Annotated in this window: 18 protein-coding genes; 12 read left to right on the top strand and 6 right to left on the bottom strand. The window is 65.7% G+C overall.

What is annotated here, in order from left to right; all coding sequences use genetic code 11:
- Positions 1-109 precede the first annotated feature (109 nt).
- On the bottom strand, positions 110-847 hold the full coding sequence (locus PQR02_RS06755) for a glutathione S-transferase (protein WP_408227305.1): 738 nt from the start codon (positions 845-847) through the stop codon (positions 110-112).
- A 157-nt stretch (positions 848-1,004) separates the two neighbouring features.
- A complete protein-coding gene (locus tag PQR02_RS06760) occupies positions 1,005-2,099 on the bottom strand; it encodes a YeiH family protein (protein WP_408227308.1) in 1,095 nt (364 codons plus the stop codon).
- Positions 2,100-2,212: 113 nt separating this feature from the next.
- On the opposite strand from PQR02_RS06760, the gene PQR02_RS06765 reads away from it, so the two are divergent.
- The 8 genes from PQR02_RS06765 (at position 2,213) to PQR02_RS06800 (ending at position 10,196) form a co-directional block, all read left to right on the top strand.
- Complete coding sequence (locus PQR02_RS06765; protein WP_408227311.1) at positions 2,213-3,103, top strand: LysR family transcriptional regulator; 891 nt, start codon at positions 2,213-2,215, stop codon at positions 3,101-3,103.
- 163 nt (positions 3,104-3,266) lie between these two features.
- Positions 3,267-4,040, top strand: a complete 774-nt coding sequence (locus PQR02_RS06770; RefSeq protein ID WP_408227314.1) for a sugar phosphate isomerase/epimerase family protein — start codon at positions 3,267-3,269, stop codon at positions 4,038-4,040.
- A gap of 258 nt (positions 4,041-4,298) precedes the next feature.
- Complete coding sequence (locus PQR02_RS06775) at positions 4,299-5,297, top strand: sugar kinase (RefSeq protein ID WP_408227317.1); 999 nt, start codon at positions 4,299-4,301, stop codon at positions 5,295-5,297.
- A 181-nt stretch (positions 5,298-5,478) separates the two neighbouring features.
- Complete coding sequence (locus PQR02_RS06780; protein ID WP_408227320.1) at positions 5,479-6,762, top strand: MFS transporter; 1,284 nt, start codon at positions 5,479-5,481, stop codon at positions 6,760-6,762.
- A gap of 4 nt (positions 6,763-6,766) precedes the next feature.
- Entirely contained in the window at positions 6,767-7,732 is a 966-nt protein-coding gene (locus PQR02_RS06785; protein ID WP_408227323.1) for a 2-hydroxyacid dehydrogenase, read from the top strand.
- A gap of 47 nt (positions 7,733-7,779) precedes the next feature.
- Complete coding sequence (locus tag PQR02_RS06790) at positions 7,780-8,865, top strand: LacI family DNA-binding transcriptional regulator (protein ID WP_408227326.1); 1,086 nt, start codon at positions 7,780-7,782, stop codon at positions 8,863-8,865.
- Positions 8,866-8,925: 60 nt separating this feature from the next.
- On the top strand, positions 8,926-9,744 hold the full coding sequence (locus PQR02_RS06795) for a YhfC family intramembrane metalloprotease (RefSeq protein ID WP_408227329.1): 819 nt from the start codon (positions 8,926-8,928) through the stop codon (positions 9,742-9,744).
- Positions 9,745-9,830: 86 nt separating this feature from the next.
- Positions 9,831-10,196, top strand: coding sequence for a DUF3022 domain-containing protein (locus tag PQR02_RS06800; RefSeq protein WP_408227332.1), 366 nt, complete (start codon positions 9,831-9,833; stop codon positions 10,194-10,196).
- 6 nt (positions 10,197-10,202) lie between these two features.
- On the opposite strand, the gene PQR02_RS06805 is transcribed toward PQR02_RS06800, so the two are convergent.
- Together PQR02_RS06805 and PQR02_RS06810 are read right to left on the bottom strand one after the other, a co-directional pair.
- Positions 10,203-10,640, bottom strand: a complete 438-nt coding sequence (locus PQR02_RS06805) for a PGDYG domain-containing protein (RefSeq protein WP_408227335.1) — start codon at positions 10,638-10,640, stop codon at positions 10,203-10,205.
- A gap of 347 nt (positions 10,641-10,987) precedes the next feature.
- Positions 10,988-11,491: a Spy/CpxP family protein refolding chaperone gene (locus PQR02_RS06810; protein ID WP_408227338.1), complete on the bottom strand. Its 504-nt coding sequence runs from the start codon at positions 11,489-11,491 to the stop codon at positions 10,988-10,990.
- A gap of 447 nt (positions 11,492-11,938) precedes the next feature.
- Between PQR02_RS06810 and PQR02_RS06815 the strand changes: the two genes are divergently transcribed.
- Positions 11,939-12,397 (top strand): Lrp/AsnC family transcriptional regulator, encoded by a 459-nt coding sequence (locus PQR02_RS06815; protein WP_408227341.1) that lies wholly within the window; start codon positions 11,939-11,941, stop codon positions 12,395-12,397.
- Positions 12,398-12,662: 265 nt separating this feature from the next.
- Positions 12,663-13,760, top strand: coding sequence for a saccharopine dehydrogenase family protein (locus tag PQR02_RS06820; protein ID WP_408227344.1), 1,098 nt, complete (start codon positions 12,663-12,665; stop codon positions 13,758-13,760).
- A 191-nt stretch (positions 13,761-13,951) separates the two neighbouring features.
- On the opposite strand, the gene PQR02_RS06825 is transcribed toward PQR02_RS06820, so the two are convergent.
- Together PQR02_RS06825 and cydX are read right to left on the bottom strand one after the other, a co-directional pair.
- On the bottom strand, positions 13,952-14,572 hold the full coding sequence (locus tag PQR02_RS06825) for a P-loop nucleotide/nucleoside kinase family protein (RefSeq protein WP_408227347.1): 621 nt from the start codon (positions 14,570-14,572) through the stop codon (positions 13,952-13,954).
- On the bottom strand, positions 14,569-14,718 hold the full coding sequence (gene cydX / locus PQR02_RS06830; RefSeq protein ID WP_408227350.1) for a cytochrome bd-I oxidase subunit CydX: 150 nt from the start codon (positions 14,716-14,718) through the stop codon (positions 14,569-14,571). The genes PQR02_RS06825 and cydX overlap by 4 nt, the downstream gene beginning before the upstream one ends.
- A 48-nt stretch (positions 14,719-14,766) precedes the next feature.
- Between cydX and PQR02_RS06835 the strand changes: the two genes are divergently transcribed.
- The gene (locus PQR02_RS06835; protein WP_408227353.1) at positions 14,767-15,489 is read left to right on the top strand and encodes a hypothetical protein; all 723 of its coding nucleotides are present in this window, start codon (positions 14,767-14,769) and stop codon (positions 15,487-15,489) included.
- 180 nt (positions 15,490-15,669) lie between these two features.
- Positions 15,670-16,647: a magnesium/cobalt transporter CorA gene (gene corA / locus PQR02_RS06840; protein ID WP_408227356.1), complete on the top strand. Its 978-nt coding sequence runs from the start codon at positions 15,670-15,672 to the stop codon at positions 16,645-16,647.
- Positions 16,648-16,666 lie beyond the last annotated feature (19 nt).

The raw sequence follows: 16,666 nt of genomic DNA on the forward strand, positions 1-16,666 counted from the left end.
GGCGGTACGGGGCATGAGGGGGGGTTAAAGGACGGGCGCCACGACAGCAGCGCGCCCGCTATGGACGGCGGGCGCGCTGCTGCGGGTGAGCGATGGACGACGGCGCGGTTCAAGTCGCCGCCTTGTCGAGTTCCGGGTAGTGCCGGAAGATGCAGGCCTCGTTATGTTCGATGCGCCGCTCGGACTGCAGATACGCGGCGATGTTCGGCCGCTCGATCACCGCGTCGTGCAGCGCGGCGAGTCGCGGATAGTGTTCGCCGAAGCGCTTGAGCGCGCGCGGGAACGCGTACAGCAGGCCGTCGATCAGCTGGAACATCGACAGGTCGACGTAGGTGAGCGCGTCGCCGACCATGAAGCTGTCGCCGGCCGGATTCTGCTTGAGCACGCGTTCGAAATACGACATGAACCTCGGAATCCGGTTGTCGATGAAGTCGTGCGCGCGCACCTTCGCGGCGTCTTTCTGATCTTCGTAGTAAAGGCCGCTGGCGAGCGGATGATGCGTGTCATGCGCTTCCGTGACGACGTCGGCGACGGTCAGCTGCAGACCGTTGGCAACGTAGCGCAGGCTTTCGGCCGACGGCGCGAGATTCAGCCGCGGCCCCAGATAGAACAGGATGTTGGCGGTCTGCGAGATCACCAGATCGCCGTCTTTCAGAAACGGCGGCGCGAACGGCGGATGGGGTTCGTCGCGGCTTTTCATCACGCTCATCATCGTGCCGGTGCCGAGGCCCTCCGACGGCGTGCCGCGCGCCACTTCCACGTAGTCGGCGCCGGCTTCCTCCAGCGCGAGCCGCACGAATTCGCCGCGGCCCTGAAGGCCGTCCCAGTAGTAAAGTTCCAGGCTCATCGTTCGATCCTCGTTCCGGTCGCCCATGCGCTCGGCGTGAGCGGGTTGCAGGAGCAGGTGACGCCAGCAGCCAGTATGCCGCGCGAGCGCGCCGGATGCTTCCCCAGAATGCGCAAAACCCCGCGCGCGGCGGGGTGGGTTCGAAAGCGCGGGTGGCTTAGCCGAGCAGGTGCTGGACGGCCCATGTGATGCCCAGACCACCGGCAATCAGCCACACGTACAGGATCAGGCCGGTGGTCAGCGCACGTGGGCCGGCCTGGCGGATCTGCGAAAAGCGCGTTTCGATGCCGAGCGCGGTCATGGCCATGGTCAGCGCGAAGGTGTCGAGTGTGTTGAGCGTGCTGGTCGCGGCTTCCGGCAGCACGTGCAGCGAGTTGATCACGACGAACGCGAGAAAGCCGACCGCGAACCAGGGAATCGCCAGCTTGCGGGGGGCGCTGCCGTGAGCGCCGTCCGGCGAGCCCGCTGCCGCCGCGTTGCGCGCGGAGCGGTTCACCCACATGCCGACCACCAGCAGCACCGGCACCAGCAGCATCACGCGGGTCATCTTGACGATGGTGGCGATGTGCGTCGCTTCGGGGCTCACGTTGCTGGCCGCGCCGACCACCTGCGCCACCTCGTGAATCGTGCCGCCGAAGAACAGACCAGCGCCGAGCGTATCGAGATGCAGCCAGCCCGCGTTGAACAGCACCGGGTACAGGAACATCGACAGCGTGCCGAACAGCACCACGCTGCCCACGGCCATCGCGCTCTTGTGCGGCTTCGATTGCAGCGTGGATTCGAACGCGAGCACCGCGGCCGCGCCGCAGATCGCGCTGCCGGCGGCGGTCAGGAGTGCCGTGTCGCGGTCGAGCTTCATGATCTTCATGCCGGCCCACGTGCCGATGACGAGCGTGCTCACCACGATCAGCACCGATTCCGCGAGGCCCGGCAGCCCGACCTGAGCGATTTCCTGCAGGCTCACGCGCAAGCCGAAGAAGGCCACGGCGATGCGCAGCAGCTTGCGCGCCGAAAAATTGACGCCCGCCGCCCAGCTCGCGGGCATGCCGTCACGCAGCGCGTTGCCATAAATGGCCCCGGCGACGATGCCGACGATCAGCGGGCTCAAGCCCAGACCGGCGATCGCCGGGATCGACGCGATGCGGGTCACGGCCGCGGCGAACAGCGCGACGAAGAGAATGCCGTTCAGTTGCCCGCGCGTGGACGACTCGGCGGGTGTGACGGCGGTAAGGTGTACCGGTGTGGTGGACATGGCGCGGGCCTGACTGACTGGATTCGATGGGCCTAATCCTAAAAGAGATATAAGGATATGAAAAATCATCATTTAGGATGTAAAGTATCGGCTCAACTGATATTTCTATTGCCATGACCCCCGATCAACTTATAACCTTCGCCGCCGTCGCCGAGCATCGCAATATCAGCCGCGCGGCTGTGGCGGTGCATCTGTCGCAGCCGGCGGTATCCGGGCAGTTGCGGCAATTGCAGGACGAATTCGGCGAGCCGCTCTATCAGCGCAACGGGCGCGGCGTGCGCCTGACCCCAGCCGGCGAGCAACTGGCGAGCTATGCGATGCGGCTGCGCGACACCTGGCGCCAGGCGCACGCCTATCGCGACGCGCTGCGCGGCCTCGAGCAAGGCACCTTGCGGATCGGCGCGAGCACCACGCCAGCGAGCTACCTGCTGCCGTACCTGATCGCCGAATTTCATCGCCGTTATCCGGAGGTCACCGTGCATACCGCCAACGGCAACACCACGGAAATCGTCGAGGCGCTCGGCTCCGTGGACATCGCGATGATCGAAGGGCCGGTCGGCGCCGATCTGCCGCCGGACACCGCCGTGCACGCATGGCGCGAGGACGAGATCGTCGCGATCGTGCCGCGTTCGCATCCACTGGCGCAGGTGGGCGAGGGCGGGCGTGCGGATCTGGCGGCGTTCGCCGCGCATGGGCTGGTGTTGCGCGAGGCGGGCTCGGCGGTGCGGCAGATCGTCGAGCGCGCATTCGCGCGGGTGGGTGTGCCGATGCGCGTGGCGCTGGAAATCGCCGGCGTCGAAGGGGTGAAGGAGGCGGTACGGGCCGGCATGGGCGTCGGCTTCGTGTCCGGCATGTCGATGCGTCACGAAGACGGTGCGCTATGCCGGTTGTCGCTGGGCCCGGAGCCGCTGACGCGTCGTCTGTCGATTCTCGTCCCCTTCGCGAGTGCGCCGTCGCGCGTGGTCGAGCGGTTTCTCGCGCTCTGTCTCGCCGAGGGCGTCTGAGCGGCGCAGCCGTGCCCGGCGCGCCTGGGGATTTCCTCTATGGTGCGTTCGGCGGGTCTCGCCGCATCATTCGGGCATCGCAAGCGCTTCGGCGCTTTTTTTCGAAGCGGGCTTGGAACCGGTTCCAAATACCGACAACGGCACAGAACTGAGTAGATTCGACATGGCTGACGTGATGGACATCGTGATCGTCGCAAGCGCATTCGGGATGGATGCGGTCCGCGCGCAGGGTCACCTGAAGTGCGCGCAGGCGAGCCGGCGGGCCGGCGCCGCGGGCTTCGAGGTGCGTCGAGAGCTGTTCGCCGGCGAGGCCGAAGCCGCGCCGCAGCGCCTGCGTGCGCTAGGCTGCGCGATTGCCGAACTGGGCTTGTGGTCGGTGTTTTCGACACCCGCGGCGCTGTACACGGCCGACGGCCGGCTCGACGCGGCCGCGCTGCGTCTGGCGTTCGACGAAGCGAGTGCGCTCGGCGCGCGCTTCGTCAAGCTGCAACTAGGCGGGTTCGTGCGCGACGCAGCCGGCGCGGAGATCGCCGAGCAGACGCAAGATTCGAATGTGCGGCTGGTGGTGGAAAACGGGCAATTGGCCGAAGGCGGCTCGCTCACGCAGTTCGTCGGACTGTTCGACGCGCTGGCGCGCGAAGAGCATGCGCACGTGCTCGGCATGACCTTCGACATCGGCAACTGGGCATGGCGCGACGTCGCACCGCTCGAGGCCGCCGCACAGCTCGCGCCGCACGTCGAATACATCCATTGCAAGACGACGATGGGTGAGGGCGCGCGGCGCTTTTCCGCCGCGCCCGCCGCCGACGATACGCGCTTCATCGCGGTGCTCGACCGCTTGCCGCGCGATGTGCCGCGCGGCATCGAGTTTCCACTCGATGCGACCCGTGTCGAGGCGGACGCGGCGCACTATGTCGAATGGCTGGCTGCGGTGTGAGCGGCGGCTGGAACCTGAGAGAAAGAGCAGCATCCGGAACGGCGGGCGGCACGAGGCTCGCAGCAAAACGGACGGAACGACGCCCGGCATGACGCCGGCGAAACGGCCCGAAAAAACGCGTGACAAACGCACGGCAAGCGCGGACGCATCGCAACCGCCAACGCGCCGCGAACGCACGGCCAACCACCCGCAAACCAGGCACCAAAAACCCGCGGCAAAACGCACAACCCGCAGCAGAAGGAACACGCAGGAGCAAGCATGAACACCCCAGGCGCAGCACTCGATGTCATCACCTACGGCGAAGCAATGGCCATGTTCGTCGCCGCTGAAACCGGCCCGCTGGCCGGCGTCGGGCAATTCACGAAGCGCGTCGCCGGCGCGGATCTGAACGTGGCGATCGGTTTGTCCCGGCTCGGCTTCCAGGTGGGCTGGATGAGCCGCGTCGGCAACGATTCGTTCGGCCAGTACGTGCGCGACACGTTGACGAAAGAGGGCATCGATCAGCGCTGTGTCAGCACCGACGAACGCTATCCCACGGGCTTCCAGCTCAAGTCGAAAAACGACGACGGCAGCGACCCGGCGGTCGAATATTTCCGCAAGGGCTCGGCGGCGAGCCACCTGTCGCTCGCCGACTATGCGGCGGACTACGTGCTGCCGGCGCGGCACCTGCATCTGACCGGCGTCGCGCCCGCGATCTCGGCAAGCTCGCGCGAACTCGCATTCCATCTCGCGCGCGAAATGCGCGCGGCCGGCAAGACGATTTCGTTCGACCCGAATCTGCGCCCGACCCTGTGGCCCTCGCGCGCCGCGATGGTCGAGGGTCTGAATGCGCTCGCCGCGCTGGCCGACTGGGTGCTGCCCGGCATCGGCGAGGGCGAGATCCTGACGGGCTACACGGAGCCGCAGGACATCGCCGGTTTCTACCTGGAACATGGCGCGCGCGGCGTGATCGTCAAGCTCGGCGCGCACGGCGCCTACTTCCGCACCGCTGACGGCTCGGGCGTGATCGCCGCGAAGCCGGTCGGGAACGTCGTGGACACGGTCGGCGCGGGCGACGGTTTCGCGGTCGGCGTGATCAGCGCGCTGCTCGAAGGCAAACCGTTGCCGCAAGCGGTGGCGCGCGGCAACCGCATCGGCGCGCTGGCGATCCAGGTGATCGGCGATTCGGAAGGCCTGCCGCACCGCGCCGAACTCGGCGCGCTCGAACTGGCCGATGCGAACGCCGCCGCCGCGGCACCGATCGCATCTGCGGCCTGAGCGTACAGCCGTCGTCCGCTTTTACCCAGGGCGCCTCGATAACAGCAAGAGCGCCCGACAGCGCCGCATCACTTTCCATCATTGTTTCGGAGTAGGCGCTAAAGCGCCAACTCAGCAACTATCGTGTATGGGACCGGAGTAAGCGCTAAAGCGCCAACTCTGGTCGACAAAGGAGACACTCATGACCTCATCGCTCGCGATTCGCCGCTGGTGGACGATCATGCCGATCGTATTCATCACCTACAGCCTCGCCTATCTGGATCGCGCCAACTTCGGCTTCGCGTCGGCCGCCGGCATCAACCAGGATCTCGGCATCAGCAAGGGACTGTCGTCGCTGATCGGCGCGCTGTTCTTCCTCGGCTATTTCTTCTTCCAGATTCCCGGCGCGATCTACGCGGAACGCCGCAGCGTGAAGAAGCTCGTGTTCTGGAGCCTGATCCTGTGGGGCGGCTGCGCGGCGCTAACGGGCATGGTCAGCAGCATTCCGGCGCTGATGGTGATCCGCTTCGTGCTCGGCGTCGTCGAAGCCGCCGTGATGCCCGCGATGTTGATCTTCATCAGCAACTGGTTCACGAAGCGCGAGCGCTCGCGCGCCAACACCTTCCTGCTTCTCGGCAACCCGGTGACGGTGCTGTGGATGTCGGTGGTGTCGGGCTATCTGGTGCATTCGTTCGGCTGGCGGCAGATGTTCATCGCCGAGGGCGCGCCCGCGATCATCTGGGCCGTGTGCTGGTGGTTCATCGTGCAGGACAAGCCGCAGCAGGTCTCGTGGCTCAACCAGCAACAAAAGGACGATCTCGCCGAAACGCTGCGCGCGGAGCAGGCCGCGATCAAGCCGGTGCGCAATTACAGCGAAGCGTTTCGCACACCCGCGGTGATCAAGCTGTGCGCGCAGTATTTCTGCTGGAGCATCGGCGTGTACGGCTTCGTGCTGTGGCTGCCGTCGATCCTCAAGAACGGCTCGACGCTCGGCATGGTCGAGACCGGCTGGCTGTCGGCGCTGCCGTATCTGGCCGCGACCATCGCGATGCTTGCAGCTTCATGGGCATCGGATAAACTCAACCGCCGTAAAGTGTTCGTGTGGCCGTTCCTGCTGGTCGGCGCGGTGGCGTTCGCGGCGTCGTATGCGCTCGGCTCCACGCATTTCTGGCTCTCGTATGCATTGCTGGTGATCGCGGGCGGCGCGATGTACGCGCCTTATGGGCCGTTCTTCGCGATCGTGCCGGAACTGCTGCCGAAGAACGTCGCGGGCGGCGCGATGGCGCTGATCAACAGCATGGGCGCGCTCGGTTCGTTCGTCGGCTCGTATGTGGTCGGCTATCTGAACGGCGCGACCGGTTCGCCTTCGGCATCCTATGCATTCATGAGCGTGGCGCTGATCGCCGCGGTGATCCTGACGCTGATCGTCAAGCCGCAGCCGCTCACCCAGGCGCCCGCACTCGCCACCCCGTTGCAAGGAAAATAAGCTGATGAAGAAGATCGTCGCCTGGAAGTCGCTGCCCGAAGATGTGCTCGCGTATCTGCAACAGCATGCGGAAGTGGTGCAGGTCGATCCCGAGCAGCACGACGCGTTCGTCGCCGCGTTGCGCGATGCCGACGGCGGCATCGGCGCGAGCGCGAAGATCACCCCGGCCATGCTCGAAGGCGCGAGCCGCCTGAAGGCGCTGTCGACCATCTCGGTGGGCTTCGACCAGTTCGATGTCGCCGATCTCACGCGCCGCGGCATCGTGCTCGCGCACACGCCGGACGTGCTGACCGAATCCACCGCCGACACCGTGTTTTCGCTGATCCTCGCGTCGGCGCGCCGGGTGGTCGAACTCGCCGAATGGGTCAAGGCGGGGCAGTGGCGCACCAGCATCGGACCGGCCGAGTTCGGCGTCGACGTGCAGGGCAAGACGCTCGGCATCGTCGGGCTGGGGCGGATCGGCGGCGCGGTCGCGCGGCGCGCGGCGCTCGGCTTCAACATGCAGGTGCTCTACACCAACCGCAGCGCGAATCCGCATGCGGAGCAGGCCTACGGCGCGCGGCGCGTCGAGTTGCCGGAATTGCTCGCGAGCGCCGACTTCGTCTGTCTGCAAGTGCCGCTCACGCCCGAGACGAAGCATATGATCGGCGCGGCGGAACTGAGATCGATGAAGAAGAGCGCGATTCTGATCAATGCGTCGCGCGGCGCGACAGTCGACGAACAGGCGCTGATCGAGGCGCTGCAAAACGGCACGATTCACGGCGCGGGGCTCGACGTGTTCGACACCGAACCGTTGCCGGCCGACTCGCCGCTGCTGAAGCTCGCGAACGTGGTCGCGCTGCCGCATATTGGCTCGGCGACCCACGAGACGCGTCATGCGATGGCGCGCAATGCGGCGGAGAATCTGGTCGCCGCGCTCGACGGCAAGTTGACGACCAACATCGTCAATCGCGACGTGCTGGCGAAGTGAGCGAGCATGAGCAAGCCGACTGAGGCGTCCCCGCGCGGCGATAGCCGATGACCACGCCGCCGCAAACCGCGCCGCGCCGCGCGACGATCACCGATGTCGCGCGCGAAGCCGGCACCGGCAAGACCAGCATTTCGCGCTATCTGAACGGCGAGATGAGCGTGCTGTCGCCGGAATTGCGCGCGCGCATCGAAGCCGCGATCGCCCGGCTCGACTATCAGCCGAACCAGATGGCGCGCGGCCTCAAGCGCGGCCGCAACCGTCTGATCGGCATGCTGCTCGCCGATCTGACGAACCCGTACACGGTCGAAGTGCTGCAAGGCGTGGAAGCGGCGTGCCACGCGCTCGGGCTGATGCCGCTGATCTGCCATGCGGCCAATGAAGTGGAGATGGAGCGGCGCTATCTGCAACTGCTGACCACGTATCGCGTGGAAGGCGTGATCGTCAACGCGCTCGGCGTGCGCGAGGAAACGCTGCGGCCGGTCGGCGGCGGCGGAATTCCGGCGGTGCTTGTCGACCGTCTGGTGGACGGCCTCTCCGCCGACATGGTCGGCCTCGACAACCGGGCCGCCGCCGAACTCGGCACGCGCCATCTGCTGGAGCAGGGTTTCGACGACATCTGGTTCGTGGTTCAGCCGTTCGAGCAGGTCAGTTCGCGGCAACTGCGCGAGCTGGCGTTTCGTGACGCGATGCGGGCCCAGAACGCCGCACGTGCGCATACGCTGGTGCTGGATCTCGCGGACACGGCCGCGGTCGAGCGCGGCCTCGCCGAACTGGACCGCGCGATCGAGGCGGGCGGAGATGATCGCGCGATGGGCAAGGCAGGCAACGCGGGCACCCCAGGCACCACAGCACGCGTCGCACTGTTCGCGGCCAACGCCCCCGTCGCGCTGCGTCTCGCGCTGCATCTGAAAGCGCGTTACGGCGCCGGCTGGCAGACGCGTGTCGCGCTCCTTTCCATCGACGACCCCGACTGGGCCGAACTCGCCGGCATCACGACGATCCGTCAGCCGACCTACGAGATCGGCTATCGCGCGGTCGAGTTCCTGCACGAGCGCATCGAAGGCGTGCAAAGCGCCGTGCGCGACTGTCTTTTGCCGGGCGAGCTGATCGTTCGCGCGTCGACTTCGCGCTGATCTGCGATCATTCGGGCTGCGACGCGCAGCGGGTGCGCGCCGGTCATCGCAAGGAAACTCATGGTTGTAGCACCGCTTACCCTCTCGAGCCTAGCCGTCGCGACGTTGTTCGTCGCCGCGTTACCGTTTCTGATCTACCGGCGTCTGCGCCGGCCGCTCGCACTGCAGCCGCGCGACGCGATCGCCGGCATCGCCGTGTTCGCGCTGTTCGCGATGGTGATCGAGCGCGCGCTGAACGACTACCTGCTGCATCGGAACGAGGCGACCGCTGCGTTGCTGTCGAATCCGCTCGCGTTCGTCGTGTATGGCGCGCTGGCGGCGGGCGTGTGCGAGGAAGTGGGGCGGTTCATCGGCATGCGGCTGCTGCTCAGGCGCGCTGCGGCGAAGTCCGCGGCTGCCGCCAACGCGGCGCGCGCCGACAACGGCACCGCGCTGACCTACGGCCTCGGTCACGGCGGCGCGGAAGCATGGATGGCCGGCGTGCTGGTGCAGGTTCAATGGTTGCTGTTCGCGGTGTTCGAAAACCGCGGCCAGCTCGACGGCTATCTGAGCAATCTGCCGCCCGATTCGCTGATGCGCATTCACCTGATTCTCGCCAGCCTGACGCCGCAGACGGCCGGCATATTCGCGCTCGAACGAGTGGCCGCGCTGGTGTTTCAGATCGGCCTGTCGGTGCTGATGTGGCGCGGCGTGCGAGCGGGCTGGCGCGGCATCCTGCCGGTCGCGATCGTGTTGCATGCGCTCGTCGACGTGCCTGCCGCATTGTTCCAGGCGCAGCTCGTGCCGCTCTCGGCGGTGGATGCCGTGTATGCGCTGGGCGCGGTGGTCGTCGCGGGGCTGCTGATGCGGACCTTCAGACGTCGCGCGGCAACCGCGTGATGCCGTGTCTCGCTAAAGCCCCGGTCTTTGCCTAAAATCTGCCTGGTTTTTCCGGCCCACCTTCAGAATCTCTTCCGGCAGACCCCATGGAAGCTTACCAATACGACTGCGCCAACCCCGAGTTCGAGGAGCTGGCGCGCGTGATCAGCGATCTGTTTCCCGAGCAGACACAGTTCATCCAGCGCGCGGCCGAAGACGGCACGCCGACGCTGGCGATTCACTGGGTGGCGATGCGTTTCGGCGCGACCGCGCGTCGTATCGTGATGACCGTGGCGATCGCGCCGGCGTCGCTGGCGCGTTACCGCGCGTTGCCGGCACGGCTGCGCGGCCGCAGTTTCGCGGTGTTGCGCGCGTATGTCGAAGCGAGCCTCGGCTCGCTCGAAGAGCAGTATGCGAACGGCGAGCCGGTGCCGCGCGATGTCACCGTGGAGTTGGGCGACGAGTTCGCCTGAGACGGCTCAGTCCGCGCGCCGGTAGACCTTCGCGAAGCGCGCGGCCTGGACTACGCCGTAGTCGCCGGGGGCGTACTGCATGATCCAGTCGCCGGCGGCGCCGCGCAGCACGTCGCCGCCGTGCGCGGAACGCGCGAGCGAGAACGCTTCGTTCATCTGTCTGGCGAGCACGACGGCGGGGCGGTTGCGATACGCGCCCGGTTCGCCGTGCGCGAGGGCGGTGTCGGCGGGAACGTACTTGGCGTCGAAGCGCTCGCGCGACACGACCCAGCGGTCACCGGTCGATCCGGTAATCAGCGCATCGCCGCGCAGATAGCGGTTCGGGCCTTCGAGGCTCATCAGTTCGCCTTCGGCGGCGGCAAATTCGACGCTTACCGTTTCGTCTTTGACGACGCGTTGCGCTTGGGTGTCCTGGCGCAGATCGATGTTTTTGAGTTCGGTCATGAAGCGGGGGTGGGGCGGGTGAGCGTGGAAATATGGACAGCGGCGCTTCGGTCCGGGGTCACGGCCGGGTTGTGGGCCGTGGTCCGCTGAAGCCGAGTACCCGCATCATGCCAGATGCATCTGGCGGCCTGTTTGTTTTGCTTTCTTTTAGTTTTTTTTGCGATAGGCGCATGAGTCGCCTGTTTCGAACGGGCAGGTGCGCCGACAAAAGATGCCGCGTAACCCGCGCGAATCTCGACGAGTAGTATTCGACGCTCGTCGCATGCACGCCGATGCCGCCGCCCATCGCAAAAGAATCCGGCGTCGCGCAGCGCGAAAACCGCGCCGCGCGCAGTGCAATTCACTTCTTACGGCTTCACCGTCGCGTCGCTGGCGGGCGCCGCATTGCCAGCCTTGCCCTTGCCATGGTGACGATGACCGCCGCCCGGCTGATGGAAGGTCGCGTCGGCCAGCTTCTTCTGCTCCGGCGACAGGCTGTTGTACAGTGGCTCGAACGCGTCGACCAGTTTCTTCATGCCGTCCGCGTGCGCCTGCGCGATCGTCGCGTACTGCTTCATATCGTCGAGCGCGCTCACGTTGGTGGCGGCCTTGCGTTCCTGGAACAGCTGGCCCATCGTTTGGCCGTTGCCGCGCATCACGTCGGCGAACGCGTTCCACTGCGATTCCTGAGCGGAGGTGATCTTCAGTTGCGCGTGCAGATAGGCGATGCGGTCTTCGACGTTGCGCTCGTGACCGGCCTTGCCGGCGGGCGCGGAAGCGGCGCCTGCGGGTGCCGAGGCCGGCGCGGAAGTTTGTGCGAACGCGCCGCTCATGGAAATGGCGGTGGCCAGCATTACCAGTGCTTTTTTCATCGAAACTCCTGATGTCTGTTCGAATTGGGACAAGGCGGGTGGCGAGCGGCCCGCTACGCATCGACCGTTGGTGACGCACGGCGGCCGGCTGCCCCATTTCGCCGTGGCCGCTATTAGTATCACGATATCCGTCCAATGCGGCTCTTGTGCGACAAACGCTTACAACCGAAACGAAAGGGAAATAGCTGGCGCTTACGTTTCCTTTCGTTAACTTTCGTCGCCGCGATCGGAGCGGGCGCTTGAGAGCGGACCGGTTGCTGCGCCATTTCGTTGGTCGCGGTGGCCCGGTACGCGCGCGAGCGGCGCGCATACCGGGGCTCCCACCAGCCTTGGCGGTTTCGCAAGCAAGCGCTTCGGCGCGTGAACTTCACGGCCGCCCGGATCGCCATTGCGCGCCGCAGACGCGCGATAATCCGCTGCACCGTTGACCAACTTCTTTCTCCCCCGATGAGACCACCGCGCCTCGACCAGCTCGACGACCTCGACCGCAACCTCGTTGCACTGCTGCAAGCCAACGCGCGCGAAAGCGTCGCCAGTCTCGCGCGCCAACTGGATGTGGCGCGCACCACCGTGATCTCGCGAATCGCGCGGCTCGAGCGTAGCAACGTGATCGCCGGCTATAGCGTGCGGCTCGGCCAGGACGTGCTCGATTCGAGCATCGTCGCCTATGTCGGCATCATCATCGCGCCGAAGTACGGGCCGGCGGTGCAGAAGCGCCTCGGCAAGATGCCGGAAGTGCAGTTGCTGTGCGCGGTGAGCGGCGAGTTCGACTATGTCGCGTGGCTGCGGGCCGACTCGCCCGAGCGGCTGAACGATCTGCTCGATCAGATCGGCGGCATGGAAGGCGTGGAGCGGACCACGACCTCGATCATCCTCGCGCGCAAGATCGACCGCGGGACAGTGTGAACGCGCACGATGGTTGCTGTGGGTTGCCGATATTTGCTGACCTCTGCCACGGGCGTTAACGCGATTTTTATACGATTGCGTCGGATCGACTAACGCGTTGGTCATAACGTCGAACTTCATCGTCATAACGCAGCATTTTGCGTGTATGAACTGTTTTCGCTTCTCCCTAAACTGTTGCTCAAGGGTTCAGCCCGCCGGACGCCGCGCGTGAAGCGCAGCGCACGTCCCAAGCTGGAGACAGCACACAGATAACAAGGAGAAGCGCATGAAAGTAGCCATTGTGGGTGCCGGTCTGATCGGACATACCATCGCGCATATGCTGCGTGAAACCGGCGACTACGAAGTCGTCGCCTTCGACCGCGAGCAAGCCGCGCTCGACAAGCTCGCCGCGCAGGGCATCCCCACACGCCGCGTTGATTCCGCCGACGCCGCCGCGCTGCGTGCCGCAATACAAGGCTTCGACGCGCTCGTCAACGCGTTGCCGTATTACCTCGCGGTGAGCGTGGCGGCGGCCGCCAAGGGCGCGGGCGTGCATTACTTTGATCTGACCGAAGACGTGCGCGCCACGCACGCGATCCGCGCGATCGCCGACGACGCCGAGCATGCGTTCATGCCGCAGTGCGGTCTCGCGCCGGGCTTCATCGGCATTGCCGCGCACGAACTGGCGAACCGCTTCAGCGAAATCCGCGACGTCAAGATGCGCGTGGGCGCGCTGCCGGAGTTTCCGACCAACGCGCTGAAGTACAACCTGACGTGGAGCGTCGATGGTCTGATCAACGAGTACTGCCAGCCTTGCGAAGCGATTCGCGACAGCCGCACGCAGTGGGTGCAGCCGCTCGAAGGCCTCGAACATTTTTCGCTCGACGGCACCGAATACGAAGCCTTCAATACGTCGGGCGGCCTCGGCACGCTGTGCGAGACGCTGGCGGGCCGGGTCGAATCGCTCGACTACAAGTCGGTGCGCTATCCGGGCCACCGCAATCTGATGCAGTTCCTGCTCGAGGACCTGCGTCTTTCGAGCGACCGCGACACGCTTAAGACCATCATGCGCCGCTCGGTACCGGCGACCGCCCAGGACGTCGTGCTGGTGTTCATCACAGTGAGCGGCATGCGCGACGGTCAACTGATGCAGGAAGTGTTCACCCGCAAGATTTTCGCTAAGACCGTGTGCGGTGTGCCGATGAGCGCGATCCAGATCACTACGGCCGGCGCGATGTGCGCGGTGCTCGATCTGTTCCGCGAACGCAAGCTGCCGCAAAAGGGTTTCGTGCGCCAGGAGCAGGTGTCGCTGCGCGACTTCCTTGCGAATCGCTTCGGCCAGTTGTACGAAGGGCAGTCGCTGGATGCGATGGCGACGGTCTAACCTGCGGCCATCGTTGTAACGCACGGCAATCGAGGGCCGTGAGACGAAGCGGCGGTGTGTTTCGCCGTCGCGCTGAACGACGAAAGGCCCCGCAGAGGGCCGCGCAAAAAGTCGTACAGAAGGGTCGTACAGATCGCACCGGAAATGCCCCGCCTCGCGGGGCATTTCTGTTTCAGGGACGTCGCCGCCAGCTAGACCGGCACCGGCGGCATCATCACGCCCGCCGCCTGCGGCTCGCCGACGATGCGCGCGAGCAGCGCCTCGAAGTCCTGCGGCTTGGGCGCGGTGTTGTCGAACATCAACAGATCGTCGCAAAGCGCGCCGCTGGGCACGAAGCGGCGCTGCCGGTACTGCTCCCAGTGCGCAAGCTTGTACGCGTCGTTCGGATCCGCCCGTTCGACGATCCGCTGCCGTGCCGTCTCTTCGGACGTATGAACCCACACGACGCGCAGCGCCACGTCCGCGCCGACACCCAGCCACGCGTGATCGAACAGGCGCCGCTCGCGCACCTCGCGCGACAGCGGCCCGACCACCAGCGCGCTGACGCCGAGTTCGAGGTTCTCGCACGCGGTGTCGATGAGTCCGCGGTACTCGGGGTCGCGCAGATGCTGGAGAAAAAGCGGGCTGTCGCGGTCGTTCGGGTCGCCGGTCAGCATCGCCATGGCGGCCGCGCTATAACCGCCGAACAGCGTGTCTTTGTCGAGCAGGCAGAAGGGCGCGCCGCTCGCTTGCATCAGCGGGCCGATCAGTTTCTTCGCGAGCGTGGTTTTGCCGGTGCCTGCGTGACCGCAAAAGAAAACCAGATGGGTCACGAAGGGTTGTCCGTGGCAGCGGTGGACGGCGGGGCGCCGGGCGGCGGATCGCGCGAGAACTTGCCGTTGGTCTCCAGCCACAGCACGTTGATGATGCCGAAGCCCAAGGCCACGCCGACGCCGAGAATCCAGGTGAAATACCACATAGCAGTCTCCTTGCTTGCAGGTCCGGCGACGCGGACGGCGCAGTCTGCATGCCGGACAAGCTTGGCGGCACGCTCGAACCGAGGGAAAATCCGCAACGCGAAGCGCGCACGGCGCGGCCCTTTTGCAGCGATCATGAAGAAGAACGCGACGCCATGCAAGAGGAGCGAGTATGGGCTGCCCGGCCCGGCCCGGCTGGCGGAACGCCCGCGCGTTGCTATCCATGCATGGCGGCGCGGGAGTCGGGGTGGGCAGACATCGCGCCATGCGAGGACAAGAAGCGCAATCACGATCAATCACAAGGGGGAGGCGATATGCCGATGCGCTTGCATTGCCAGTGCAAAGCCGCGCTGGTCACGCTCGTCATCCCCGTCGCGCTCCAATGCGGGGTGCTTGCCGGTTGCGCGTCGACTCCGGCCGAGCCGGTGCCGTTCAAGCCGGTGCCGTCGGCGCGCATCGTGCGGCCCGGCTATACGGAGCCGGCGGCGGGACTCATCGCGGTGGATGTGCGGCGCGAGCGCTCGCGCGACGTGATCGTGCGGTTTCGCGATGCGCTGGTGTACGTCGACGGCGAGCAGGTCACCAACGTGATGAACGGCGAGCACGTGGTCTTTTATCTGAGCCCCGGCATGCATCGGGTCGGCGTGTCGACGCAGTTCGACCCGGTCGTCGAACTGCAGTTTCTGGTGACGGCCGATCCACGCTACACGAACCGCGCGTCGGTCACATTCAACGAAGATCATCGCGTCATGCTGCACCGCGTGGCGCAATAGCCGTTAGGGAATACGCGCGTTCGACGCCGGTCCCCACAAGGTTTAACAATTACACACGTGACGTTTTCGGGGCGCCGCTTAACATGGCGGCTAACGCTCATTCGTCAACGCGGACCTGACGCAAGGCTTACGCACAGGGCGGGGCCCGCCGGTCTGCTTACGTTTTCAAGGTAATCGAACATGCTGATCAATTGCGCCGCCTACCAGGACGGTCGGAAGCTCGCTGACATCGACGTGGATAGCATCAGTGACTACGTGGCGCGGCCCGAGTGCTTCGTCTGGGTCGCGCTGAAGGAGCCGGGGCCGGGCGAGCTGGCCGTGATGAAAAAGGAGTTCAACCTGCACGAACTCGCGATCGAGGACGCGCAAAACGGCCACCAGCGTCCCAAGATCGAGGAGTACGGCGAGTCGCTGTTCGCCGTGATGCATACGGTCGAGGTGGACGAAGAGGGCGAACTGGTGCTCGGCGAGGTCGACGTGTTCGTGGGGCGCAACTACGTGCTGTCGGTGCGGCGCGGCACGCGCACCGGCTTCCAGAAAGTTCGCGCGCGCTGCGAGCGCGAGCCGCGCCTGCTCAAGGAAGGCTCGGCCTTCGTGCTGTACGCGCTGCTCGACGACGTCGTCGATCGCTACTTCCCGATCGTCGAAGCGATGAACACCGAGATCGAAGCACTCGAAGACCGCATTTTCGAGCGCAACGATTCGGCTGCGGCGCGCGCGGTCATTCAGGATCTTTACTCGTTGAAGCGCCGCCTCGTGATCCTGCAGCACCATATTTCGCCGCTGCTGGAAGCGGTCGGCAAATTGACCGGCGGGCGCACTCCGAGCGTCTGCCAGGGCATGCAGGCGTACTTCCGCGATGTCTACGACCATCTCGAGCGGATCGTCCGAACCATCGACGGCCGGCGTGAAATGGTCGTCACCGCGGTGCAGATCAATCTCGGGATGATCTCGCTGACCGAGAGCGAGGTGACCAAGCGGCTGGGTTCGTTCGCGGCCCTGTTCGCGGTGCCCACCATGATCGCCGGCATCTACGGGATGAACTTCCAGAACATCCCGGAGTTGCACTTCCGGTTCGGCTATCCGTTATGTCTGGGGATCATGCTGCTGGTCGACCTCATCCTGTTCCGGCGTTTCCGCAAGGCTGGCTGGCTCTAGCTCGCCCAGTCGCGCGCGG

The sequence above is a fragment of the Paraburkholderia sediminicola genome (assembly GCF_046026895.1).
GTDB classification, from domain to species: Bacteria; Pseudomonadota; Gammaproteobacteria; order Burkholderiales; family Burkholderiaceae; genus Paraburkholderia; species Paraburkholderia sediminicola_C.

What these genes read in the sequence shown, in the direction of transcription:
- PQR02_RS06755 (WP_408227305.1), bottom strand. Translation starts at nt 847, where the DNA reads ATGAGCCTGGAACTTTACTACTGGGACGGCCTTCAGGGCCGCGGCGAA.
- PQR02_RS06760 (WP_408227308.1), bottom strand. Translation starts at nt 2,099, where the DNA reads ATGTCCACCACACCGGTACACCTTACCGCCGTCACACCCGCCGAGTCG.
- PQR02_RS06765 (WP_408227311.1), top strand. Translation starts at nt 2,213, where the DNA reads ATGACCCCCGATCAACTTATAACCTTCGCCGCCGTCGCCGAGCATCGC.
- PQR02_RS06770 (WP_408227314.1), top strand. Translation starts at nt 3,267, where the DNA reads ATGGCTGACGTGATGGACATCGTGATCGTCGCAAGCGCATTCGGGATG.
- PQR02_RS06775 (WP_408227317.1), top strand. Translation starts at nt 4,299, where the DNA reads ATGAACACCCCAGGCGCAGCACTCGATGTCATCACCTACGGCGAAGCA.
- PQR02_RS06780 (WP_408227320.1), top strand. Translation starts at nt 5,479, where the DNA reads ATGACCTCATCGCTCGCGATTCGCCGCTGGTGGACGATCATGCCGATC.
- PQR02_RS06785 (WP_408227323.1), top strand. Translation starts at nt 6,767, where the DNA reads ATGAAGAAGATCGTCGCCTGGAAGTCGCTGCCCGAAGATGTGCTCGCG.
- PQR02_RS06790 (WP_408227326.1), top strand. Translation starts at nt 7,780, where the DNA reads ATGACCACGCCGCCGCAAACCGCGCCGCGCCGCGCGACGATCACCGAT.
- PQR02_RS06795 (WP_408227329.1), top strand. Translation starts at nt 8,926, where the DNA reads ATGGTTGTAGCACCGCTTACCCTCTCGAGCCTAGCCGTCGCGACGTTG.
- PQR02_RS06800 (WP_408227332.1), top strand. Translation starts at nt 9,831, where the DNA reads ATGGAAGCTTACCAATACGACTGCGCCAACCCCGAGTTCGAGGAGCTG.
- PQR02_RS06805 (WP_408227335.1), bottom strand. Translation starts at nt 10,640, where the DNA reads ATGACCGAACTCAAAAACATCGATCTGCGCCAGGACACCCAAGCGCAA.
- PQR02_RS06810 (WP_408227338.1), bottom strand. Translation starts at nt 11,491, where the DNA reads ATGAAAAAAGCACTGGTAATGCTGGCCACCGCCATTTCCATGAGCGGC.
- PQR02_RS06815 (WP_408227341.1), top strand. Translation starts at nt 11,939, where the DNA reads ATGAGACCACCGCGCCTCGACCAGCTCGACGACCTCGACCGCAACCTC.
- PQR02_RS06820 (WP_408227344.1), top strand. Translation starts at nt 12,663, where the DNA reads ATGAAAGTAGCCATTGTGGGTGCCGGTCTGATCGGACATACCATCGCG.
- cydX (WP_408227350.1), bottom strand. Translation starts at nt 14,718, where the DNA reads ATGTGGTATTTCACCTGGATTCTCGGCGTCGGCGTGGCCTTGGGCTTC.
- PQR02_RS06835 (WP_408227353.1), top strand. Translation starts at nt 14,767, where the DNA reads ATGCCGGACAAGCTTGGCGGCACGCTCGAACCGAGGGAAAATCCGCAA.
- corA (WP_408227356.1), top strand. Translation starts at nt 15,670, where the DNA reads ATGCTGATCAATTGCGCCGCCTACCAGGACGGTCGGAAGCTCGCTGAC.